The organism is Pseudomonas sp. DrBHI1 (genome assembly GCF_002205115.1).
GTDB lineage: Bacteria > Pseudomonadota > Gammaproteobacteria > Pseudomonadales > Pseudomonadaceae > Aquipseudomonas > Aquipseudomonas mosselii.
The window spans coordinates 1-21,997 of record NZ_NIBE01000130.1 but is presented as its reverse complement, the minus strand read 5'-3'; the positions used below and the strand labels follow the sequence as shown (position 1 = coordinate 21,997).

Below are 21,997 nucleotides of genomic sequence, written 5' to 3'. Positions count from 1 at the left end.
AGGCACCTATCCACATGTGGATAAGTTACCTAAGCCCTTTCACTGCGTGGCTTTGCCGGAATCATAACCCTGTGGTGTAGTAGGCTTGGGGGTTCTGGATAACGGCGTGTAACCTGTGGATTAAAGTGTCGATTACCCACAGGCGGGTTTGTCCTCAGAAAAAAAGGCCAGTTATCAACGGAGCTGATGGCGAGTTTTCCACAGAGCTCCTGGGCCTGAAATCTCATCTGTGGATGACGGCTTGGGCGGCGGGCCTACAGATACCGCAGACCAAGCCGGCTCTCGCCCTACCCGAATCACAGGCAAAAAAAAGCCGCTCCAGACAGAAGCGGCCTTGTTATCGAAGGGCTGTGGACTATTTGCCGATGCAGAAGCTCGAGAAAATCCTGCCAAGCAGGTCGTCCGAACTGAACGCCCCGGTGATTTCACCCAACGCTTGCTGTGCCTGGCGCAGATCCTCTGCCAGCAGCTCTCCGGCGCCAGCCAGGGTCAGTTGTGCCCGACCATGCTCCAGGTGCTCGCTGGCCTGGCGCAGCGCTTCCAGGTGTCGGCGACGGGCGCTGAAGCTGCTCTCCGCGGTCTGTTCATACCCCATGCAGGCCTTGAGGTGGTCACGCAGCAGATCCAGCCCCATGTCGTCTTCGCGGGCACTCAGGGTAATGGTTACGTGCCCATCGTCACTCTGCTCCATGCCGACATGCTCACCGCTCAAGTCGGCCTTGTTACGGATGAGCGTGACTTTTGCCACATCTGGCCGTTGGTCCAGGAACTCCGGCCACAGCGCAAAGGGGTCACTGGCTTCCGGCGCGGTCGAGTCGACGACCAGCAACACCCGGTCAGCCTCGCCGATGGCCTTGAGCGCCCTTTCCACCCCGATCTTTTCCACATGGTCATCGGTATCGCGCAGACCGGCGGTGTCGACCACATGCAGCGGCATGCCATCGATGTGGATATGTTCGCGCAGAATATCCCGGGTGGTGCCGGCGATATCGGTGACGATCGCCGCCTCGCGTCCGGCCAGCTGGTTGAGCAGGCTAGATTTGCCGGCGTTCGGCCGGCCGGCGATGACCACCGTCATGCCGTCGCGCAACAGGGCACCCTGCCCGGCTTCACGCTGCACTGTGGACAACTCGTTGCGCACATCATCGAGCATGCGCAGCACATGGCCGTCGGCGAGAAAGTCGATTTCTTCCTCAGGGAAGTCGATCGCCGCCTCGACGTAGATGCGCAAGGCAATCAGCGCCTCGGTCAGCCCATGCACGCGCTTGGAGAAAGCCCCCTGCAACGAGCGCAGGGCATTACGGGCAGCTTGCGTGGAGCTGGCTTCGATCAGGTCAGCGATGGCTTCGGCCTGGGCCAGGTCGAGCTTGTCGTTGAGAAACGCACGTTCGCTGAACTCGCCCGGGCGTGCCAACCGGCAGCCCAACTGCAGGCAGCGCTGCAGCAGCATGTCCATGACCACCGGTCCCCCGTGGCCCTGCAGCTCGAGCACGTCTTCGCCGGTGAACGAGTTCGGCCCGGGGAAGAACAGCGCGATGCCTTCGTCCAGGACCAGGCCATCGGCATCGCGGAACGGGCCATAGTGGGCATGGCGCGGGGTCAGCGTGCGGCCGGTAATGGCCTGCCCGGCCTGGCTGGCCAACGGCCCGGACAAACGGACAATGCCGACCCCGCCGCGGCCTTGGGCGGTGGCGATGGCAGCGATGGTTTCACGCACAGTGTTCATGCTCGAAAGCCTCTACAACGAATTCGTCAGATAGCAAAAACGCCCCACTAGGGGGCGTTTTTATTCACAGGCAAACAGGCTTGCCCGTCAAGCGGCAGCTTTCTTGGTCGCTGCCTCGATGCTGCGGGTGATGTACCACTGCTGTGCAATCGACAGGCAGTTGTTCACAACCCAGTACAGCACCAGACCGGCCGGGAACCACAGGAAGAAGAAGGTGAAGATGATCGGCATCATTTTCATCACCTTGGCCTGCATCGGATCCGGCGGGGTCGGGTTCAGACGCTGCTGGATGAACATGGTAGCGCCCATGATGATCGGCAGGATGAAGAACGGATCCTTGATCGACAGGTCGGTGATCCACAGCATCCACGGAGCCTGGCGCATCTCTACGCTTTCCAGCAGTACCCAGTACAGGGCCAGGAACACCGGCATCTGTACCAGGATCGGCAGGCAGCCGCCCAGCGGGTTGATCTTCTCTTTCTTGTACAGCTCCATCATCGCCTGGGACATCTTCTGGCGATCGTCACCGAAGCGTTCCTTGAGCTGAGCCAGTTTCGGCGCCACGGCACGCATGCGCGCCATCGAGCGGTAGCTGGCGGCCGACAGCGGGAAGAACAGGCCTTTGATCAGCATGGTCAGGACGATGATCGACCAGCCCCAGTTGCCGAGCAGGCTGTGGATATGTTGCAGCAGCCAGAAGATCGGCTGGGCGATGAACCACAGGAAACCGTAGTCGACGGTCAGTTCCAGGCCTGGGGACAGTTCCTTGAGCTTGGACTGGATTTTCGGACCTGCATACAGCATGGCGCTGGTTTCGACCTTGCCGCCGGCAGGAACGTTAAGCGCAGGGCCGGTGTAGCCGATGATGTAGTTGCCCTGGCTGTCCTTGCGGGTCTGGACAGCGTTGTTGTCCGATTTGCTCGGAATCCAGGCGGTCACGAAGTAGTGCTGCAGCCAGGCGACCCAGCCGCCGGTCACATTTTCTTTCAAACTGCCTTTGTCGATGTCTTTCATCGACACTTTCTTGTACGGCTCGGAAGCTGTCCACAGGGCGGCGCCCAGGTAGGTGGCCGTACCGGTCGCGGTGCTCGACGACGGGTCGGAGCTCGCGTCGCGCTTGAGCTGGGCAAACATGTTGCCGCTCCAGGCCTGGCCGCTCTGGTTGTCGATCAGGTAGCTGACGGTCAGGTCGTACTCACCGCGCTTGAAGCTGAAGCGCTTGATGTAGTTGACCCCGTTCTCGCTGAACTTCAGGTCCACGACCATCTGGTCCTGACCGTCGGCAAGCTGGAAGCTCTTCTGCTGCGCGGCGTACAGCGGGCGACCAGTGGCGCGGGCGTCCGGGCCGTTGGTGCCGGTCAGGCCGCTCTGGGCCAGGTACACGCGCTCGCCGCCGTTGTCGAACAGCTGGAACGGAATGTCCGGATGGTCCTGGCGACGTGGGTACTTCGGCAGGTTCAGCTGGACGATGTCACCACCGACTGGGTCGATAGCCAGGTCCAGGACATCGGTCTTGATCCGGATCAGGTCCTTGCTGACCGCGACCGGCGCCAGTTCAGCAGGGCTGGATTCAGCATTGGCGCTCGGCACATCGGCGCTGGCACCGGAGTTGCCGGCCGGCACGGTGTCCGGCAGGGCCGGGGCAGCATTGCTGGCAGCAGCATTCTGAGTCGGCAGGGCAGCCTGGCCATAGTCCTGGTTCCACTTGAGGACCATGACATAGGACACGATTGCCAGGGCGACGATCAGGATCGTGCGTTTAATATCCATGATTACTCGGCTATCGAAGAAGTTCGGGAGGAAGGAGCAGGTGGAACGGGATCGAAACCGCCGTCGTTCCACGGATGACAACGCCCCAGGCGACGAACGGCCAGCCACCCACCACGCAAGAGGCCATGGTTTTCGATGGCTTCATAGGCGTAACAGGAACAGCTGGGATAGAAACGACAGTGACTGGCCATCAGTGGACTGATGGCGTAACGGTAGAACTGGATCGGAACGAGGGCCAGTTTACGCATTGTGACTGTCTACCCCTGCGGAATCGGCGACCGCTGGAGAGGGCCGACTGCGGACCAGTCGCTTCCAGAGCTTGCCAAAGTGTTGGTGCAATTCTGGGTTTTCCACTTCGCCCAACCCCTTGCGTGCAACGATCACGATATCCAACCCGGCCAACATCTGCTGGTTCAGGCGGAACGAATCGCGCATCAGGCGTTTCAGGCGATTGCGTTGAACGGCGAGCTTGACGCTCTTCTTGCCGATCACCAGGCCGAGGCGTGGATGATCGAGGCCGTTCTCGCGGGCAAGGATAAGCAGGTTTTTCCCTGGAACCTTGCCGGTTGGGGAGTCGAAGACCGCTTTGAAATGCCGGGGTGTAAGCAGTCGCTTGTCCCGACTGAAGTCCTGACTCACCACCTGTACCGAAAAATCAAATGGCCAGACGCTTACGGCCTTTGGCACGGCGACGCGACAGAACGGCACGGCCGTTCTTGGTGGCCATACGGGCACGGAAACCGTGAGTGCGGGCGCGCTTGATGGTGCTTGGTTGGAAAGTACGTTTCATGGCGTGTTACCTGGGTTGGTCGACAACGGGCCGGAAGGGCCCCCTTTTTAAGAGATCGGCGATTCTAGAGAAAGCAAGCCGATAGGTCAATTTCCAACCAGCCTTTCCTTATGGAAGGTCGAGCCAGGTCGATGGGCATCCTGTTGACCTTGCTAACCTGAAAGCGGGCAAATCAAAAAAACAGAAGAGGCATATAAAAAGCTTTTCTGAAGAACTTATAGATCTTAGGTGGATAACCTTCTGTGGATAACCTTCTCAAGGCCACGATTGACGTACTGTACAGAAAATCACAACCTTGTCGGTAAGGAGTGTTCTGTCTGTGTCCCGCATGAGGAAAACCTGTGCGGGAAAAGGTGCTTTATCCACAGGTGCTTTATCCACAGCCCAGAACCCAGGGTTGTGCATAGCCCTCATGTGTCGTTATCCACAGGGCTTATCAACAGTGGCCGAAGGGTATTCAAGTCGTTTTTTGGCGGATTTACCCTGATAGTGGGTGGCGTCACGTGTGGATAACTGATCGCCCGCCCGGTACAATGGCGGTTTGTTTTTGCCTCATCCGGCTTTCAACTCAGGGGATATCCGTGTCAGTGGAACTTTGGCAGCAGTGCGTGGAGCTTCTGCGCGATGAGCTGCCTGCCCAGCAATTCAACACCTGGATCCGTCCGCTACAGGTCGAAGCCGAAGGCGACGAGTTGCGCGTCTATGCGCCCAACCGCTTCGTGCTCGACTGGGTCAATGAAAAGTACCTTGGCCGCCTGCTCGAACTGCTGGGTGAACAAGGCAGCGGTATCGCACCTGCCCTTTCCTTATTAATAGGCAGCCGGCGCAGTTCCGCAGCCCGTGCCGCACCCAACGCCCCTGTCAGTGCCGCCGTCGCGGCAACCCTCGCGCAACAGGCGCAGGTACAGCAGGCGGCGCCCGCACTCGAGCCTGTCAGCGCACCTGTGGTGGAGCCGGCGCAGGTGGCCGAAGTCGAGGAGCCCTCTTCGCGTGACAGCTTCGACAGCATGGCCGAGATCGCGAGCGCTCCGGTTGCCAGCGGTCGCACCGAGCAGCGCACGGTGCAGGTCGAGGGTGCCCTGAAGCACACCAGCTACCTGAACCGCACCTTCACCTTCGAAACCTTCGTCGAAGGCAAGTCGAACCAACTGGCTCGCGCCGCGGCATGGCAGGTGGCCGACAACCCCAAGCACGGCTACAACCCACTGTTCCTTTATGGTGGCGTCGGCCTGGGTAAGACACACTTGATGCACGCTGTGGGTAACCACCTGCTTAAGAAGAACCCGAATGCCAAGGTGGTCTACCTGCATTCGGAGCGCTTCGTTGCCGACATGGTCAAGGCGCTGCAGCTGAACGCGATCAACGAATTCAAACGTTTCTACCGTTCGGTCGATGCGTTGCTGATCGATGACATCCAGTTCTTTGCCCGCAAGGAGCGTTCCCAGGAAGAGTTTTTCCATACCTTCAACGCCCTGCTCGAGGGCGGCCAGCAGGTGATCCTCACCAGCGACCGCTACCCGAAGGAAATCGAAGGCCTGGAAGAGCGCCTGAAGTCCCGCTTCGGCTGGGGCCTGACGGTGGCCGTCGAGCCGCCGGAGCTGGAAACCCGCGTGGCGATCCTGATGAAGAAGGCCGACCAGGCCAAGGTCGAGCTGCCGCACGATGCCGCGTTCTTCATCGCCCAGCGGATCCGCTCCAACGTGCGTGAGCTCGAAGGCGCCCTGAAACGGGTGATCGCTCACTCGCATTTCATGGGCCGCGACATCACCATCGAGCTGATTCGAGAATCGCTCAAGGATCTGCTGGCGCTGCAGGACAAGCTGGTCAGTGTGGATAACATCCAGCGCACCGTGGCCGAGTACTACAAGATCAAGATCTCCGATCTGCTGTCCAAGCGACGGTCGCGCTCCGTGGCGCGTCCACGCCAGGTAGCCATGGCGTTGTCGAAAGAGCTGACCAACCACAGCCTGCCGGAGATCGGCGACATGTTCGGCGGCCGCGACCACACCACCGTGCTGCACGCCTGCCGCAAGATCAACGAATTGAAGGAATCCGACGCGGACATCCGCGAGGACTACAAGAACCTGCTGCGCACGCTGACGACCTGATGGCCGTCAGCGCAGCTAATTGAAGGCAAGGGACTAGACCATGCATTTCACCATTCAACGCGAAGCCCTGTTGAAACCCCTGCAACTGGTCGCAGGCGTCGTCGAGCGCCGCCAGACCTTGCCGGTCCTGTCCAACGTCCTGCTGGTCGTGCAAGGCCAGCAGCTGTCGTTGACCGGTACCGACCTGGAAGTCGAACTGGTTGGCCGCGTCCAGCTGGAAGAGCCTGCGGAGCCGGGCGAGATCACCGTTCCGGCGCGCAAGCTGATGGACATCTGCAAGAGCCTGCCCAGCGATGTGCTGGTCGACATCAAGGTCGACGAGCAGAAGCTGCTGGTCAAGGCCGGCCGCAGCCGTTTCACCCTGTCCACCCTGCCGGCCAATGACTTCCCGACCGTGGAAGAAGGCCCGGGCTCGCTGACCTGCAACCTGGAGCAGAGCAAGCTGCGCCGTCTGATCGAGCGCACCAGCTTCGCCATGGCCCAGCAGGATGTGCGCTACTACCTCAACGGCATGCTGCTGGAAGTGTCCACCGATACCCTGCGCGCCGTCGCCACCGACGGTCACCGTCTGGCGCTGTGCGCCATGCAGGCACCGATCGGTCAGGCTGACCGTCACCAGGTCATCGTGCCACGCAAGGGTATCCTCGAGCTGGCGCGCCTGCTCACCGATCCGGAAGGCATGGTCAGCATCGTCCTGGGCCAGCATCACATTCGCGCCACCACCGGTGAGTTCACCTTCACCTCCAAACTGGTCGACGGCAAGTTCCCGGACTACGAGCGTGTCCTGCCCAAGGGCGGCGACAAGCTGGTGATCGGTGATCGCCAGGCGCTGCGCGAGGCGTTCAGCCGTACCGCGATCCTGTCCAACGAAAAGTACCGCGGCATCCGTCTGCAACTGGCCGCCGGCCAGCTGAAGATCCAGGCCAACAACCCGGAGCAGGAAGAAGCGGAAGAAGAGATCAGCGTCGACTACAACGGCAGCTCGCTGGAGATCGGTTTCAACGTCAGCTACCTGCTGGATGTGCTGGGCGTCATGACCACCGAACAGGTTCGCCTGATTCTGTCCGACTCCAATAGCAGCGCCCTGTTGCAGGAAGCCGGCAATGACGATTCGTCCTACGTTGTCATGCCGATGCGTCTGTAACCCATAGCAGGCGACATGTCCCTTCGACGTCTCTCGGTCACCGCGGTGCGCAATTTGCACCCGGTGACCCTCTCACCCTCCCCCCGCATCAACATCCTTTACGGCGCCAACGGCAGCGGCAAGACCAGCGTGCTCGAAGCCGTGCACCTGCTGGGGCTCGCCCGTTCGTTCCGCAGCACCCGGTTGAACCCGGTGATTCAGTACGAGCAGCCGACCTGCACCGTGTTCGGTCAGGTCGAACTGGCCGAAGGCGGTACCAGCAACCTGGGTGTTTCACGGGAGCGGCAGGGTGATTTCACCATTCGTATCGACGGACAGAATGCGCGCAGCGCCGCGCAACTGGCCGAGATGCTGCCCCTGCAACTGATCAACCCGGACAGTTTCCGCCTGCTCGAAGGTGCGCCCAAGGTGCGCCGGCAGTTCCTCGATTGGGGCGTGTTCCACGTGGAACCTCGCTTCATGGCGACCTGGCAGCGCCTGCAGAAGGCCCTGCGGCAGCGGAACTCATGGCTGCGGCATGGTACACTTGATGCCGTTTCGCAAGCCGCCTGGGATCGGGAGTTATGTCTCGCCAGTGCGGAAATAGATGAATACCGTCGCAACTACATCAAGGCCTTGAAGCCTGTCTTCGAGCGTACCCTGAGCGAGCTGGTCGAACTGGACGGGCTGACCCTGAGCTACTACCGAGGTTGGGACAAGGACCGGGAACTCAACGAAGTCCTCGCAACCTCTCTCCTTCGCGATCAGCAGATGGGCCATACCCAGGCCGGGCCACAACGTGCCGATCTGCGCCTGCGATTGGGCGCGAACAACGCGGCCGACATCCTTTCGCGGGGGCAGCAGAAGCTGGTGGTCTGCGCCTTGCGCATTGCCCAGGGACATCTGGTCAGCCAGGTTCGTCGCGGCCAGTGTATTTATCTGGTGGACGACCTGCCGTCCGAGTTGGACGAGCAGCATCGCCGCGCCCTGTGCCGCTTGCTTGAAGAATTGAACTGCCAGGTGTTCATCACCTGTGTAGACCACGAATTTCTGAGGGAAGGCTGGCAGACGGAAACGCCAGTCGCCTTGTTCCACGTGGAACAAGGCCGTATCACCCAGACCCACGACCATCGGGAGTGAAGGCATGAGCGAAAATCAAACGTACGACTCCTCCAGCATCAAGGTGCTGAAAGGGCTGGATGCCGTACGCAAGCGTCCCGGCATGTACATTGGCGACACCGATGACGGCAGCGGCCTGCACCACATGGTATTCGAGGTGGTCGACAACTCGATCGACGAAGCCCTGGCCGGGCACTGCGATGACATCACCGTCATCATTCACCCGGACGAATCCATCAGCGTCCGTGACAATGGCCGTGGTATTCCGGTCGACGTGCATAAAGAAGAAGGCGTTTCCGCGGCCGAGGTCATCATGACCGTGCTGCACGCCGGCGGTAAGTTCGACGACAACTCCTACAAGGTTTCCGGCGGTCTGCACGGCGTAGGTGTCTCGGTGGTGAACGCCCTGTCCGAGCAACTGGTGCTCACCGTTCGTCGTAGCGGCAAGATCTGGGAACAGACCTACGTCCATGGCGTGCCACAGGCGCCGATGGCGGTGGTCGGTGAAAGCGAAACCACCGGTACCCACATTCACTTCAAGCCTTCGGCTGAAACCTTCAAGAACATTCACTTCAGCTGGGACATTCTCGCCAAGCGTATCCGCGAGCTGTCGTTCCTGAACTCGGGTGTCGGCATCCTGCTGAAGGACGAGCGCAGCGGCAAGGAAGAGTTCTTCAAGTACGAAGGCGGCCTGCGCGCATTCGTTGAATACCTGAACACCAACAAGACCCCGGTCAACTCCCAGGTCTTCCACTTCAACGTCCAGCGTGACGATGGCGTGGGTGTCGAAGTCGCCCTGCAGTGGAACGACAGCTTCAACGAAAATCTGCTGTGCTTCACCAACAACATTCCCCAGCGCGACGGTGGTACCCACCTGGTCGGCTTCCGTTCCTCGCTGACCCGTAGCCTGAACAGCTACATCGAGCAGGAAGGCCTGGCGAAGAAAAACAAGGTCGCCACCACTGGTGATGACGCCCGTGAAGGCCTGACCGCGATCATCTCGGTCAAGGTGCCGGATCCTAAGTTCAGCTCGCAGACCAAGGACAAGCTGGTTTCCTCGGAGGTGAAGACCGCCGTGGAACAGGAGATGAACAAGTACTTCGCCGACTTCCTGTTGGAGAACCCCAACGAAGCCAAGGCCGTGGTCGGCAAGATGATCGACGCTGCCCGGGCCCGTGAAGCGGCGCGTAAAGCCCGTGAGATGACTCGTCGCAAAGGTGCTCTGGACATCGCCGGCCTGCCGGGCAAATTGGCCGACTGCCAGGAGAAGGACCCTGCCCTTTCCGAGCTGTACCTGGTGGAGGGTGACTCCGCGGGTGGTTCGGCCAAGCAAGGCCGTAACCGTCGCACCCAGGCGATCCTGCCGCTCAAGGGCAAGATCCTCAACGTCGAGAAAGCGCGCTTCGACAAGATGATCTCTTCCCAGGAGGTCGGCACGCTGATCACCGCACTGGGTTGTGGCATCGGCCGTGAAGAGTACAACATCGACAAGCTGCGTTATCACAACATCATCATCATGACCGATGCTGACGTCGACGGTTCGCACATCCGTACCCTGCTGCTGACCTTCTTCTTCCGTCAGCTGCCGGAGCTGGTCGAGCGTGGCTACATCTATATCGCCCAGCCGCCGCTGTACAAGGTCAAGAAAGGCAAGCAGGAGCAGTACATCAAGGACGACGAGGCCATGGAAGAGTACATGACCCAGTCGGCCCTGGAAGATGCCAGCCTGCACCTGGACGAGTCCGCGCCAGCCGTTTCCGGCGTGCAGCTCGAGGCGCTGGTCAACGAATTCCGCGCGGTGATGAAAACCCTCAAGCGTCTTTCGCGCCTGTACCCGGAAGAGCTGACCGAGCACTTCATTTACCTGCCAAAGGTTTCCCTCGAGCAACTGGCCGATAAGGCGCAGATGGACATTTGGCTGAAGGCGTTCCAGCAGCGTCTGGATAATAGCCAGCGTTCTGGTCTGGCTTACAAGGCCGACTTGCACGAGGACAAGGAGCGCAACCTCTGGCTGCCTGTCGTTGAAACGACCTCCCATGGTTTGGCCAGCTATGTCACCTTCAACCGTGACTTCTTCGGTAGCAATGACTACAAGACAGTCGTTGCCCTGGGTGAAAAGCTGGGTACCTTGCTGGGCGACGGCGCCTATGTGCAGCGTGGCGAACGTCGCAAGGCTGTCACCGAGTTCAAGGAAGCCCTCGACTGGCTGATGAACGAGAGCACCAAGCGCCACACCATCCAGCGATACAAAGGACTGGGTGAGATGAACCCGGACCAGCTGTGGGAAACCACCATGGACCCGACCGTGCGCCGCATGCTCAAGGTGACCATCGAGGACGCCATCGCCGCCGATCAGCTGTTCAACACCCTGATGGGGGATGCGGTCGAACCGCGTCGCGACTTCATCGAAAGCAACGCGCTGTCGGTGTCCAACCTGGACTTCTGATCTGCTGTAGGTTCACAGAAAAGCTGCACGCTTTCACAAATAGATGACCGGCCGGGCTTCAACCATGGCCCCTGTCGGTCACCATCAAGCCCGCCTTCGCGGGCTTTTTTTTGCCTGGAATTCCTGCCGGGGCGCCCTACTCCGCTCATTGGAAAATGATGCAGATGGGGGGATTTGAGGAAGTGATTTGATGGGGCGCTGGAAGTGCTGAGAGGGTCGGCGGGCGGATCTGAGCAGCAGAGAGATTGAGAGGACTTTAAAACTAATATTTGAACACCTTAATAGTTAATTAAGCGTACGTGTTAAGTATTAATTTGAACAATTTAGTATGGAAATGGAATTTGGTGGAAGTTGCCATTTTGGATTTTTTGTAGATTTCGAAGGGATGTTGGAATAAGATCTATGACCAACTTTTCCGCTTTGCACTGAAGATTTTCAGCCAAATCAGCTGTTTGAAGCGAGAGCTTCAGACCTGATCCAAATTGCTCCAGCGATCACGAAGTGGCCGTTTAGAAATAAAGAGAGCAAGCCGATTGCTTTAGATTCTGATCAGTCATGAGAGTCATGACCAATGAGAGAAAAGGAGACCTGAAAATGTAGAAAAACGCGATCAATCCCGAGAGGACTGACCGCGCTTAGCGAAGCAGACTTGCGTCCTCAGAACCCGCAATGTCTGCTTTTTCGAAGCGACTGTCAATCCTCTCCCATTTTTTCGACCTTAGCGAGGTTACTCGACGGCACAGTGTTGCCTGTCGAAAGGCCTCACTTCGCCCGCCCTGCGCCTTGATTTTTTGGCGCAGCGTCGGCGCTCGTTTCGAGATTTTCGGAGGTGTTTCATGACAGTACGAAAGGTGGTCACGCGGCGGTCCAACCATTACCGCGGCTACTTCCCATCGCTCAAAAATAAAAAGCCTGTGCCCTGGGAGTCCCAGCTCGAAGGCGCTCTTTTTCGGCTTCTTGAGCTGTCTCCTGCGGTCATCGGCTACGTCCCGCAGCCCAGTGAGGAACGTGTTCCATCGCTCCAGGGCTACTTCAAATATTACCCAGACGTACAGGTTTTCCTCGCGGATGGGCGCGAGTGGTGGTTTGAAGTGAAGCCTCACGACCGACTGAAGATTGCCAGCGTCAGGCAGCGACTGGATGCCGCTGAGCGCTACTTCAACGCCACTGCCCGTAACTTTTCGGTGATCACTGAAAAGTTAATTGAAGCTGAACCCCTGGCTACCAATCTTAGAAGGCTGATGTATCACCGGCGCGGTCCAGAGCTTTCGCATCAGGCGTTGGAGGAGGTAATGGCGACCTTCAACGAATGGCCGCCTATGACCGTTGCAGATCTGCTCTACGTGGTTGGTGAGGGGAAAGCCTGGCGCTTGTTAGGCCTTGGGGTGGTGGGCATTGACCTTGATAGGTCAATTGACACTGACTCCCCGGTCTTCCTGCAAGGGGGGCACCGTCATGCAAACCTTTTCCCTTAGGGTGAAATTGGTCGTCATCGTTCGTGGCGTACTGATGGTGCTTGAGAAGAGGCTTATTGACCGGAAGCTGCTCTTTTTCGATGAGCTTGGTGAGCCCACGAAGCTATCCGAGAAGGAGTTCTATGAGGCCTACGAGAAGCGCGAGATCGAGATCTCCGCTGATCAGCCATACCTTGGGAGGGTTCCGTATGTGCGGAACGTCCCTCCAGATATTTCATGCTTCCCCAAAAAACATGGAGATGAGGCATTGCGTCGACGCAAGTATCTGGACGACCTAACTAAGCGCGGTAAATACAAGCTACCGGGTGACGAAGACATGATCAAGAAGCTTAGAGATATCGCCAAAAAGATTGGGGATGCGTGCGCACCCTCGGTTTCCACTATTCGACGTTGGGCAGCCAAATACATTGGCCAGAACGTAGTAAAGCTTATCCCTCAGCATGCCAAAAAGGGTCGGGCTGCCGCGATACAGGGAGAGCTCGAAGTTATTCTTGAAGGGGTGATTAATAAAACCTACCTGCAGGATACGATTCCAGCGGTCAGCGTGGTCGTTTCAGAATTCGAGGATCAGATAAAAGAGAGGAACAAAAGTCGTTTGCCTTCGGATCAGCTCAAGATCCCAAGCGGAATGACTGTCCGAAGGTACATCGCCAAGCTGGATCCGTACCTTGTGGATAAGGAGAGGCTCGGAAAACACGCAGCAGACAAGAAGCACCGTGTTGCGGCGGGTGTCCTACGTGTCCATGAGATTTTGGAACGTTGGGAAATTGATCACACCTTGTTGGACGTCCAGCTTGTGGATGAAACCTCGGGGCTGTGCATTGGGCGCCCCTATCTGACGATCGTCCTCGACCGCTTCTCTCGAATGGTGATGGGATATTTGCTCCACCTGTCGGCGCCAAATACGGAAACCGTGCTTCGTGTGATCGAACGCTCAATCCGTCCAAAAGCCGAATTGCTGAAGCGCTTTCCGAAAGTGAGAAATGAATGGTGGGCACGTGGGCTGCCGGCTCGAATAGTCCCAGACAACGCAGCGGAATTTCACGCGGGCGATCTCATCATGGGATTCAACGAGTTGGGTATCGAGATCATGTATCCCGCTTCAAGGGCCCCTCAAAGGAAAGGTGCCGTCGAACGCTTTTTCAGCACACAGAACCTGGGGCTTATCCACAACCTCCCGGGTACCACCTTCTCGAATATCCAGCAGCGTGGCGATTACGACTCGGAGAAGAATGCATGTTTCACGCTCCCTCAATTGGAGGCGGTGGTAGTGAAATGGATCGTCGATGGTTACCACCAGACTCCTCATCGGGGGCTGGACAACAGAACACCGGCTCAAGTCTGGGGGACTAGCGAGGCGAACCATGTCATCAGCCTTCCCGTCGACCTGGACTCGTTGGAGTGCATTCTGGCCAAGCGGGCCTCGGTGAAGGTTCACCATTACGGCATCGAGGTTGCCAAAGTGGGCTACCACTCTACGGAACTTGCTGAGCTCCGTATGCGTTTGGCAGACGGAGAAAAGGTAAACGTCCGCTATCGAGACGAAGCCGGGCACGTTTGGGTTCACGACCGCTTCAGAAACTTGTTCTTCAAAGTGCCCGCCAAAGATGAGCGAATGGCCGGTAAGAGCAGGGAGGTGTGGAAGGCTGCCGAGAAAGCGCTGCGAGAAAAATATAATGAGCAGCCTAGCTTCGAGGCTACGCACAGGTGCTACCAGGAAATTATGGAAGATGCAGACGAGGCCCGCCGTTCGCAGACGCTCAGAAAACGACGCGCAGCTGCCATAGCGAAAATCGACAAGGAGGGTCGAGTGACCGAAAGCACGCCTCCACCCAAGGTACTCGCTGAAGTGGAATGGACCGGTGACTCTATTCCTAACATTCCGCCAGCAGCCTTCAAGGTCTCGGTTCGTCGCCCTGCTGGGAGTTCTAAGCCATGAACGCCATCAATCTGTACGAATGCTACGAGCATGGTGAATACAGCTTTACGCTCCGCGATCGTTTTATTCACAGCCCTCAAGTCGAGCGAGCGTTGACGCGACTAGGCGATATCCACGGCGATAGTCGGCGTACCAGAGCAAGTAAAGGGTTGCTGATCCAAGGTCCAAGCGGAGTGGGCAAGAGCACATTGGTCAAGGAGTACATTCGGTCATTGGAGGAATTGGAGAGCCATGACCCACAGAAGCGGACAGTTCTGTTCGTCGAGATGCCTTCGTCTCCAACCAAAAAGAACCTGGCAGCAGCCATTTTGGCAGAGCTGAAGGATCCCTTCGCAGAGGCACGAGGACATTCGGCAGAGGTTAAATTTGCGCGAGTAGTCCTGCTGCTGAAGAACCTTGGCGTGGAGATGTTGGTCCTCGATGAGGCGCAGCACCTGGTCGATTATCGTCGTAATGGTGCGTATGAGGCAGCAGACTGGATCAAGAGTCTGATGAATGAAACCAGTATCGCGTTTGTTCTGATTGGGCTGAAGCGCACCGAAAATCTCCTGCTAGCAAACGAGCAACTGCGACGCAGGTTTTCGGCCACGGTGGCATACGATCGCTTCACCTTCTCCGCTAATACGTCTCTTCATTTCGTGATGTTGTTGCAGGCAATCGAGGGCGAACTGCCTGTTCAAACCATCAGTTTTGTAGAGCCAGCGATGATTAAACGCTTCTACCTGGCTTCCTATGGATTGATCGACTACCTCATCAAGATTGTGGACAGGGCTGTTTGGCTGGTTCAAGTCCAGGACCTTGTCGGGATTGAACTTCCTGTGCTGGCCCAGGCTTTTGAAGACGAGGTTTGGAGCTACGCCACCGAGGATCGAAACCCCTTCAGTGCGAGCTTCAATTTCCAGCCTCTGTTCGGGAAGCGGGAGCCGTTTGAGACGTTCGAAGAGAGCAGTACCTGACGGCCAAGGGCCGGGCTTATCGGCCCGGCTCTACTCCCCTGATTTTTATGTCTTCGATTTCATGGATGTGTAGGAATGTTTGGTCTTTTAATCAACCCACGACCACACCAAGACGAAAGTCTTTTGGGGTACCTGCAGCGCCTGGCGAAAGCCAACGGATTACCCAGAAAGGAACTGCTCACCGCCTTTGCACGAGCCGACGAGACCGATGTTGCGGACTGGCTGCAGATGATGGAAGGACCACTGAGCTGGCCTGCGGTATCTGCTGAGTTTCGTGATCCAAGGCCCAAGGGGGTCAAGTTATGGACGACTCATCACGCTCGTTACTGTCCGATCTGTTTGGGCGAAGCCGGTTATTGGAGAGAAAGCTGGGGCTTGACCCTGGTTACGACGTGTTCTGTCCACGGCACTGAACTCCACGGGCGGTGCCCCAACTGTCTGAAGGAAACCGATCCAAGCGCAATGAGTGCGAATAGTTGCCAAGCGTGTGGCACCTCATTGAGTGGGACCAATTTTGAGATCGCGCCGGCGAGTGATACGGCCGCCTGGCTCACCTCTGGCTTTGAAGATAGGTTTTACGCCGACTCGTTGCCAGCTGACGCGGGATTGGCGGCCCTCACCTACGAACAGTTTCACGAGTTGTCATCGCGTCTCGCTGTCAGAAGTTTGCCTACGGAAAGAACCCAGCCGCTGAAGGTTGCTGATTCGGGTTCGCTAGAGATATCGCGGCTTATGGCAAACGCGGCGGGCGTGGTTCTCATGAACTGGCCTCTCGCATTCAGAGAACTGCTGAGTGGCCTCAAGGCAGTCCATTCCGATAACGAACATTGGACGCTCAGCAGATCGTTCGGCCCGATATACCACGACATCCACCGTGATCTGGATGACTCTTGTTTTGACTTTCTTCGTCGAGAGTTCGAATCATTTCTGCAGCATGCGTGGGAAGCACCGTTAGCGAAGCGAAATCGCAATTTGAGTGAGGAGACGATTGAGAGACATCGTTGGGTGTCGTTCGATTCTGCTGCTGAAGCTTGTGGTCTCGGGGTATCAGTCATAAAACGCCTTCATCAGGAGGGACAAATCGCCTATCGGGAGAAGGTCCATGAAGATCGAGTCTTTACGGTCGTGGACCTGGATCATTTGAAGGCAATCTCGCAGCATCTCCAGGGCGTGGCTGATATGAAAGAAACCTCGACTTTGCTAAGCCTCTGTCGCAATCGGGTTAGGCAGCTGCTAGCTGGTGGTACCCTCCAGTTCTTTGGTGGAGAACCGCGCCCAGGCGAAAGGTGGCTGATTGACTGCCGCTCGATCAACGAATTGATTGATGAGAAGCTGCCTACCAGCTCTGACCAGAGCCTGGTGTCGATCAACTACTTGGCCAAGCATTCTCTGCCCAAGGGGGGTGGGTTGGTCGAGTTGGTTCAGGCAATACGTGCAGGTGAACTTCGCGCTTACGGCCCAGCTGAGAATGGCTCGGTTGCGGTAGGGGCGTGGTTACTCAAGCCGCAAGATTTTGCAGCGTGGCAACAAGCCCGAGCTGAGAACAAGAGTCCGGTCTTTCCCGGCCTGTCGGTAGTCAAGGCTGCTGCGCTGTTAGGCGTCAAAGAACAATGCGCATACGCGTTCGTTCGACTGGGTCTGCTATGGAGCACTGCTGTCGAACGAGGCCGGCGTACGCAATTGATGGTTAAGCCTCAAGCCATCGACAGATTCAGGCGTGGCTATATCTTGGGACCGGAGATTGCGGTGTATTTGGGGAAGTCGACCAGGGAGGCGTTCAAGCACCTTTGGGAGGCCAGGTTTCGCCCCGTTGCGGGGCCATCCATTCCAAACGCGGCTTGCCGGCAGTACGTTTGGGTAAGAAGCAAAAAGCTGATCGATTACCTCGCAAGTGAAGCCGCCCAGATCGACGATCCTGAAGCCATCACGTTTTTATCCACACCGATCGCTCAGCCTCGTGATTGCCGATTCAGGCATGTGGGATCAAGATAGTTAGCACGCTTTCTTTCTTGATTGCTAAAATCATCGAACCCATTTTGGAGAATCTTATGTCCCGTCTCGCTGAATTCCGCCTGCTCGAACAACAGCTCGCAGCCCAACTGGCGGAGCTGGAAGCGCTGAAAAATGACTCTGCCCTGAAGCAGGAAATGGAATTTGAAACGAAGCTGCGCAGTTTGCTCAACGAGTATGGCTACGGCCTGCGCCAAGTGGTGCTGATCCTCGATCCGCAAGCGGTGGCTTCCACTGATATGGCCCCAAAAACCTCTCGGAAACCACGCGAAGTGAAGGTCTACAAGAATCCACACAGCGGAGAGGTTGTTGAGACCAAGGGTGGTAATCAGCGTACGCTTAAGGCCTGGAAAAACGAGTATGGCGCTGAGGTAGTCGAGTCTTGGCTCGCCAATTGATTGCACTGCAGGCGGCTTCTGGCACGAGATGAATCGTGGTGCGCCCCGAATGCAAATTCCCATTCTGGGGCGTGACGAAATTTTCTGCGGGTGGTGGATTTAGAGAATTAAAACTGTCGCTAGAGGGTCCCGTCTTTCGCGGCCTGCAGCCATTTGGAGAGGAAACGCAAAACTGTCGCAATCACCCAAAACGCCGGTTCAGACTGATTCGCTAGAGAATTAAAACTGTCGCAGCCTGAAACGACGCGGCTTTCACGTGTATTCAGAGCCATCATTATCGATAGCCTGCTTACAAACATGTAATTCCTGGATCACGTGGATGACAGCTCCCAGTCGGTAAGCTTCACTCATGTCTTCATGGAGTAACAGAAATGAACACCGCTAAAAGCATTGCCGCCCTCATGCTCGTAATCGCCTCCTCATCCGCTTTAGCTGAAGGAGGATCTGATCGCTTACACGGAAAGATGATTCAGGCAAATGAGCAAGCAATGCGTGCCTACGCCGCTGCCAATGGAAAAAAACCACCTGAAGTGATCCATTATCGCTACGGAATGAAACTGGATGTGGCGAGAGTTATCAGTATGACTTCGCTCAAAGGTAGCTGCGACGTGATGCCGACACAGATGAATTACGAGGACTCAACAGGTGAGTTGAAAATCCTCGAATATCGCTCTGCTGGAATTAACTGTAGAGGTCAAAACTGACCGAAGGGACAGGGTAAGTCTTGGAGTAAGCTGACCACGACCAGCGCTGCAGCTGGTCGGCTGGCCGGCAGAAGCCCTTCCCCCGGGGCATCTTGCATTACGTGTCAGGATAACTGGCAACTACTTGATCGTCCCCACTCTTGGTGAGGCCGATGACTTGATAGGCGTGTTTCATGCCATCAACCTCCATACCTGGTGAGCCAGCGGGCATGCCAGGTACCGCGACGCCTGCCAGGTCGTTGCGCTTTATGAGCTCCTGCACCTGGGCTGCGGGGACGTGACCTTCCACAAACTTGCCATCGATAACCGCGGTGTGACACGAAGCCAGCCTCGGAGCTACTCCTAGCTCTTGCTTCACCGCCCTCATGTCCGTTTCAACGTGGTCGACGACCTTGAAGCCGTTTGCCTCCAAGTGCGCTATCCATTTCTTACAGCAACCGCAATTAGCGTCCCGGTGCACATCGATAGTCAGGGGCTCCGCAGCAAAGGCGGCTGAGGCGATTAGAAGTGACGCTGCGGTACTTAAACCGAGGAAGCGGCGCTTACTTGTCATGAGTGTGCTCCTTCCCGTCTTTGTGCACATGGGTTTTGGGAGTAGAACCTGTGTGGTGGTCCGAGTGCGCCTCGCCGGACTCGTGTTCACCGTGGTGCTCCGCTACTGATGAAGACTCCGAATGCGAACTGCCATGATCATGACTTTCCTCAGCCACGCCGTTTGCTGCGGAATCATCATGATTTCCATGACCTGATTTCGCACCACCGTGTTGGCCTTCATGGTTATGCATATCGCTTTCGCCACCGCCATGTTGGTGACCACCACTGGAAGCGACCATCATCTGGTACTGCTCAGCATTGAGTTGCGGTAGCTGGTCCAGGAACGCGACGATTCCCCAGATGTACTGGTCGTCCATGCTCTTACCCCAGGCTGGCATGCCTGTCGCTTTGATACCGTGCTTGATGGTCCAAAACGCAGCAGCAGGGTCACCGCTTACACCTATCTCGGTGAGGTTTGGTGGGGATGGGTATAGGGCTTGGCTGAGTTCAGTTTTCTCCACCCCTGGCGCGAGGTGGCAACCGATACACATGGCGTTGTAGTTGCCTGCCCCTGCTTGGATGAGAGCAGGATCTTTAAGGTTTGGCACCTCAATGTCGCTTGCTCGGACTTCAATCGAGCGATCCCGCGCCATGGCCAAAAACGCATGCACAGCGGGGAAGTGTGGGTCGTCCGCACCAACGTTCACGAGACCGAAGTAAGCAGCACCTAGCACTGCTGCGCTAGTAACAGCACCTGCCGCCACCAGCGTTGTAATTGTTTTTTTCATGTTGAGTTCTCAAAACCACATCCGAATACCGGCCACAAAACGAGCTTCGTCCACGTCCCCGCCTTCATCCCGAATGAAATCGGCGGTTTTGCCGTAGGAACGGCTCCAGGTGACACCTATGTATGGCGCGAACTGGCGAACAATCTCGTACCGTAACCGCAGCCCGACTTCGGTGTTTGCCAGGCCAGAGCCGACGCCGCGTTCCGGGTCGTTCTTGCCATAAAAGTTGGCCTCAGCGGTTGGCTGAAGAATTAAACGATTGGTTAGCAAGATGTCGTACTCGCCCTCCAGACGGGCAGCGGTTTGACCGTTCTCGCCGATAAAGGCGGTGGCTTCAGCTTCGAAGTCATACAGGGCCAGGCCCTGAATACCGAACGCAGCCCAGGTCTGCGGATCCTCCGGTTTGAAATCCTGCCGGACGCCGGCGACAACATCCCACCACGGGCTTACCGAGCGGCCATAGAGGAGCTGCAGCTCAGCATCTTCAGTCACACCATTGGTTCGTTCACCTTCCGAGCGAATCCAGAGCCTATTGATATCGCCGCCCACCCAGCCGGATGCATCCCAAGCAAGCGTGCTACCTTCATCGGCATCTTGGTATTCCAGTTGGTCTAGCAAGAAAAAGCTGTTGAACCCGCTGTCATCCATTTTGTGCCCGTCAAGCGGGGGGAAGGCAGCCTGCCGGTCGGCATCAGTCAGCACCGGGATTGGCGTACGGCTGGTCGGGGTCGGCGAATCAGCGTTCCCGTTTCCCATCGTGGAATGACCCATCGCGCCATGATCCATGCCTTCCATGGACCCGTGATCCATGCCTTTCATGCTTCCATGGTCCATCTTGCTGTGGTCCATCGAGGCGGGTTTCGCTTTGGGCTGGCCATGGCCCATTTTGCTGTGATCAACGGGTGCAGGTTGCGTGGGTTGCTTGCTCGCGCCCATCTGGCTGTGGTCCATGCCCGGCATCGCAGCCTGTGATGAGGCGTGGTCCATCTGCATGGCACCGTGGCCCATTGCCGAGTGGTCCATTCCGGAATGATCCATTTCAGCGGCGAAGCTGGGCGAAACGCCCAGCACACCTAAAGAAACGGCGAATGCCAGCAGCGATGGTCGTGCAACGCTATTGGCCATTTTTCCCTGCCTTAGCTTTGTCGCTGCCATGCGATTCCATCATTTTGCTGTGATCCATTCCTTCCATGGAACCATGATCCATGCCCTCCATAGAGCCATGATCCATGCCTTTCATGGAGCCGTGATCCATGCCTTCATGGTTCATGCCCTGGGCTTGCTTGCTCTTCGAGCCGTTCGATTGCGCCGCGTTGGACGACTTTTGAGAGTGCTGATCATGGTTGTCACTGGACCAGGAAGACGGGGCGTACACCGCGAGCAGGCCAACCATCGCGGCAGAGAGGAAAAAGGCGCTTCGTTTCATTGGTTTGCTCATCTCGTATCTCCAGTTCATTCGTCCACGCGGACTTCTCGGAACATGCCCATCTCCATGTGGTACATGAGGTGACAGTGATAGGCCCAGCGCCCGAGTGCATCTGCGGTTACGCGATAGCTTCGTTTCGAGCCAGGCGGCATATCGATCGTGTGTTTTCGCACCATGAAATTGCCGTCCTCATCCTCCAGGTCACTCCACATGCCGTGCAGATGGATGGGGTGAGTCATCATGGTGTCGTTGACCAAGGTAATACGCAGGCGCTCGCCGTACTTGAGCCGCAGCGGCTCTGCGTCAGAAAACTTGATCCCATCGAAGGACCAAGCGAACTTTTCCATATGCCCGGTAAGGTGCAGTTCGATTGTCCGGCCAGGTTCCCGGCCGTCAGGGTCGATGAAGGTGCTACGCAAATCCGAATACGTGAGAACCCGACGCCCGTTATCGCGAAGCCCGATCCCCGGATCGCTCAGCTTTGGCGTAGGGGTCATGGTCTGCATATCGACCAGAGGGTTGTTTGTTTCGGAGGCGGGATGGTTCTGCATGGCACCGCTGGCGGCCATATTGCTTTGGTCCATACCGGTCATGTTGCCGTGGTCCATGCCAGCCATCTTGCTATGGTCCATACCGGCCATGCTGCCGTGGTCCATGCCAGCCATCTTGCTATGGTCCATACCGG

Annotated in this window: 20 protein-coding genes; 10 read left to right on the top strand and 10 right to left on the bottom strand. The window is 57.3% G+C overall.

The genetic code is table 11. From position 1 onward, the window contains the following. Window positions 1-355: 355 nt before the first annotated feature. From mnmE to rpmH, 5 genes are all read right to left on the bottom strand, one after another. On the bottom strand, window positions 356-1,726 hold the full coding sequence (mnmE, locus tag CC207_RS24060; protein WP_028690027.1) for a tRNA uridine-5-carboxymethylaminomethyl(34) synthesis GTPase MnmE: 1,371 nt from the start codon (window positions 1,724-1,726) through the stop codon (window positions 356-358). Between the two features lie 87 nt (window positions 1,727-1,813). After that, window positions 1,814-3,496 carry a membrane protein insertase YidC gene (gene yidC / locus CC207_RS24055; RefSeq protein WP_028690028.1) on the bottom strand — a complete coding sequence of 561 codons (1,683 nt, stop codon included), beginning with the start codon at window positions 3,494-3,496 and terminating at the stop codon, window positions 1,814-1,816. A gap of 2 nt (window positions 3,497-3,498) precedes the next feature. Then, window positions 3,499-3,744: a membrane protein insertion efficiency factor YidD gene (yidD, locus tag CC207_RS24050; protein WP_011536514.1), complete on the bottom strand. Its 246-nt coding sequence runs from the start codon at window positions 3,742-3,744 to the stop codon at window positions 3,499-3,501. Continuing rightward, window positions 3,737-4,138 (bottom strand): ribonuclease P protein component, encoded by a 402-nt coding sequence (rnpA, locus tag CC207_RS24045; protein ID WP_011536515.1) that lies wholly within the window; start codon window positions 4,136-4,138, stop codon window positions 3,737-3,739. Before rnpA ends, yidD begins: the two co-directional genes overlap by 8 nt. A gap of 13 nt (window positions 4,139-4,151) precedes the next feature. Further along, window positions 4,152-4,286 carry a 50S ribosomal protein L34 gene (gene rpmH, locus CC207_RS24040; RefSeq protein ID WP_003253163.1) on the bottom strand — a complete coding sequence of 45 codons (135 nt, stop codon included), beginning with the start codon at window positions 4,284-4,286 and terminating at the stop codon, window positions 4,152-4,154. 581 nt (window positions 4,287-4,867) lie between these two features. Between rpmH and dnaA the strand changes: the two genes are divergently transcribed. The 10 genes from dnaA to CC207_RS23990 all read left to right on the top strand — a co-directional run bounded on the left by dnaA (window position 4,868) and on the right by CC207_RS23990 (window position 18,564). Further along, a complete protein-coding gene (gene dnaA / locus CC207_RS24035) occupies window positions 4,868-6,394 on the top strand; it encodes a chromosomal replication initiator protein DnaA (protein ID WP_062360044.1) in 1,527 nt (508 codons plus the stop codon). 40 nt (window positions 6,395-6,434) lie between these two features. Further along, a complete protein-coding gene (gene dnaN, locus CC207_RS24030) occupies window positions 6,435-7,538 on the top strand; it encodes a DNA polymerase III subunit beta (RefSeq protein WP_028690031.1) in 1,104 nt (367 codons plus the stop codon). Window positions 7,539-7,553: 15 nt separating this feature from the next. Then, window positions 7,554-8,657 (top strand): DNA replication/repair protein RecF, encoded by a 1,104-nt coding sequence (gene recF, locus CC207_RS24025; RefSeq protein WP_028690032.1) that lies wholly within the window; start codon window positions 7,554-7,556, stop codon window positions 8,655-8,657. A gap of 4 nt (window positions 8,658-8,661) precedes the next feature. Next, on the top strand, window positions 8,662-11,082 hold the full coding sequence (gene gyrB / locus CC207_RS24020; protein WP_028690033.1) for a DNA topoisomerase (ATP-hydrolyzing) subunit B: 2,421 nt from the start codon (window positions 8,662-8,664) through the stop codon (window positions 11,080-11,082). 836 nt (window positions 11,083-11,918) lie between these two features. After that, window positions 11,919-12,557: a TnsA endonuclease N-terminal domain-containing protein gene (locus CC207_RS24015; RefSeq protein WP_011953077.1), complete on the top strand. Its 639-nt coding sequence runs from the start codon at window positions 11,919-11,921 to the stop codon at window positions 12,555-12,557. Further along, on the top strand, window positions 12,538-14,496 hold the full coding sequence (locus CC207_RS24010) for a DDE-type integrase/transposase/recombinase (protein ID WP_011953078.1): 1,959 nt from the start codon (window positions 12,538-12,540) through the stop codon (window positions 14,494-14,496). The genes CC207_RS24015 and CC207_RS24010 overlap by 20 nt, the downstream gene beginning before the upstream one ends. Continuing rightward, on the top strand, window positions 14,493-15,452 hold the full coding sequence (locus CC207_RS24005; protein WP_010951429.1) for a TniB family NTP-binding protein: 960 nt from the start codon (window positions 14,493-14,495) through the stop codon (window positions 15,450-15,452). The genes CC207_RS24010 and CC207_RS24005 overlap by 4 nt, the downstream gene beginning before the upstream one ends. Window positions 15,453-15,527: 75 nt before the next feature. Next, window positions 15,528-17,444 (top strand): TniQ family protein, encoded by a 1,917-nt coding sequence (locus tag CC207_RS24000; RefSeq protein ID WP_010951430.1) that lies wholly within the window; start codon window positions 15,528-15,530, stop codon window positions 17,442-17,444. A 56-nt stretch (window positions 17,445-17,500) separates the two neighbouring features. Next, window positions 17,501-17,860, top strand: a complete 360-nt coding sequence (locus CC207_RS23995; RefSeq protein ID WP_010951431.1) for a histone-like nucleoid-structuring protein, MvaT/MvaU family — start codon at window positions 17,501-17,503, stop codon at window positions 17,858-17,860. A gap of 371 nt (window positions 17,861-18,231) precedes the next feature. Continuing rightward, complete coding sequence (locus CC207_RS23990) at window positions 18,232-18,564, top strand: DUF2790 domain-containing protein (RefSeq protein WP_011953079.1); 333 nt, start codon at window positions 18,232-18,234, stop codon at window positions 18,562-18,564. Window positions 18,565-18,661: 97 nt separating this feature from the next. On the opposite strand, the gene CC207_RS23985 is transcribed toward CC207_RS23990, so the two are convergent. The 5 genes from CC207_RS23985 to CC207_RS23965 form a co-directional block, all read right to left on the bottom strand. Beyond that, window positions 18,662-19,117: a DUF411 domain-containing protein gene (locus CC207_RS23985; protein ID WP_011953080.1), complete on the bottom strand. Its 456-nt coding sequence runs from the start codon at window positions 19,115-19,117 to the stop codon at window positions 18,662-18,664. Continuing rightward, window positions 19,107-19,886 carry a cytochrome c gene (locus CC207_RS23980; RefSeq protein WP_011953081.1) on the bottom strand — a complete coding sequence of 260 codons (780 nt, stop codon included), beginning with the start codon at window positions 19,884-19,886 and terminating at the stop codon, window positions 19,107-19,109. The genes CC207_RS23985 and CC207_RS23980 overlap by 11 nt, the downstream gene beginning before the upstream one ends. Window positions 19,887-19,895: 9 nt before the next feature. Then, window positions 19,896-21,011 (bottom strand): copper resistance protein B, encoded by a 1,116-nt coding sequence (locus CC207_RS23975; RefSeq protein ID WP_011953082.1) that lies wholly within the window; start codon window positions 21,009-21,011, stop codon window positions 19,896-19,898. Beyond that, a complete protein-coding gene (locus CC207_RS23970) occupies window positions 21,001-21,324 on the bottom strand; it encodes a hypothetical protein (RefSeq protein ID WP_012269845.1) in 324 nt (107 codons plus the stop codon). The genes CC207_RS23975 and CC207_RS23970 overlap by 11 nt, the downstream gene beginning before the upstream one ends. 14 nt (window positions 21,325-21,338) lie before the next feature. Then, on the bottom strand, window positions 21,339-21,997 hold a 659-nt coding region (locus tag CC207_RS23965; protein WP_158216151.1), incomplete at its 5' end, for a multicopper oxidase domain-containing protein.

Bases quoted from the DNA above. Each gene is read 5' to 3' on its own strand.
- mnmE (WP_028690027.1), bottom strand. From the start codon at position 1,726: ATGAACACTGTGCGTGAAACCATCGCTGCCATCGCCACCGCCCAAGGC.
- CC207_RS24010 (WP_011953078.1), top strand. From the start codon at position 12,538: ATGCAAACCTTTTCCCTTAGGGTGAAATTGGTCGTCATCGTTCGTGGC.
- CC207_RS23980 (WP_011953081.1), bottom strand. From the start codon at position 19,886: ATGAAAAAAACAATTACAACGCTGGTGGCGGCAGGTGCTGTTACTAGC.
- recF (WP_028690032.1), top strand. From the start codon at position 7,554: ATGTCCCTTCGACGTCTCTCGGTCACCGCGGTGCGCAATTTGCACCCG.
- yidC (WP_028690028.1), bottom strand. From the start codon at position 3,496: ATGGATATTAAACGCACGATCCTGATCGTCGCCCTGGCAATCGTGTCC.
- gyrB (WP_028690033.1), top strand. From the start codon at position 8,662: ATGAGCGAAAATCAAACGTACGACTCCTCCAGCATCAAGGTGCTGAAA.
- CC207_RS24015 (WP_011953077.1), top strand. From the start codon at position 11,919: ATGACAGTACGAAAGGTGGTCACGCGGCGGTCCAACCATTACCGCGGC.
- CC207_RS23975 (WP_011953082.1), bottom strand. From the start codon at position 21,011: ATGGCCAATAGCGTTGCACGACCATCGCTGCTGGCATTCGCCGTTTCT.
- CC207_RS24000 (WP_010951430.1), top strand. From the start codon at position 15,528: ATGTTTGGTCTTTTAATCAACCCACGACCACACCAAGACGAAAGTCTT.
- CC207_RS23990 (WP_011953079.1), top strand. From the start codon at position 18,232: ATGAACACCGCTAAAAGCATTGCCGCCCTCATGCTCGTAATCGCCTCC.
- CC207_RS24005 (WP_010951429.1), top strand. From the start codon at position 14,493: ATGAACGCCATCAATCTGTACGAATGCTACGAGCATGGTGAATACAGC.
- CC207_RS23970 (WP_012269845.1), bottom strand. From the start codon at position 21,324: ATGAGCAAACCAATGAAACGAAGCGCCTTTTTCCTCTCTGCCGCGATG.
- CC207_RS23995 (WP_010951431.1), top strand. From the start codon at position 17,501: ATGTCCCGTCTCGCTGAATTCCGCCTGCTCGAACAACAGCTCGCAGCC.
- rpmH (WP_003253163.1), bottom strand. From the start codon at position 4,286: ATGAAACGTACTTTCCAACCAAGCACCATCAAGCGCGCCCGCACTCAC.
- dnaN (WP_028690031.1), top strand. From the start codon at position 6,435: ATGCATTTCACCATTCAACGCGAAGCCCTGTTGAAACCCCTGCAACTG.
- CC207_RS23985 (WP_011953080.1), bottom strand. From the start codon at position 19,117: ATGACAAGTAAGCGCCGCTTCCTCGGTTTAAGTACCGCAGCGTCACTT.
- yidD (WP_011536514.1), bottom strand. From the start codon at position 3,744: ATGCGTAAACTGGCCCTCGTTCCGATCCAGTTCTACCGTTACGCCATC.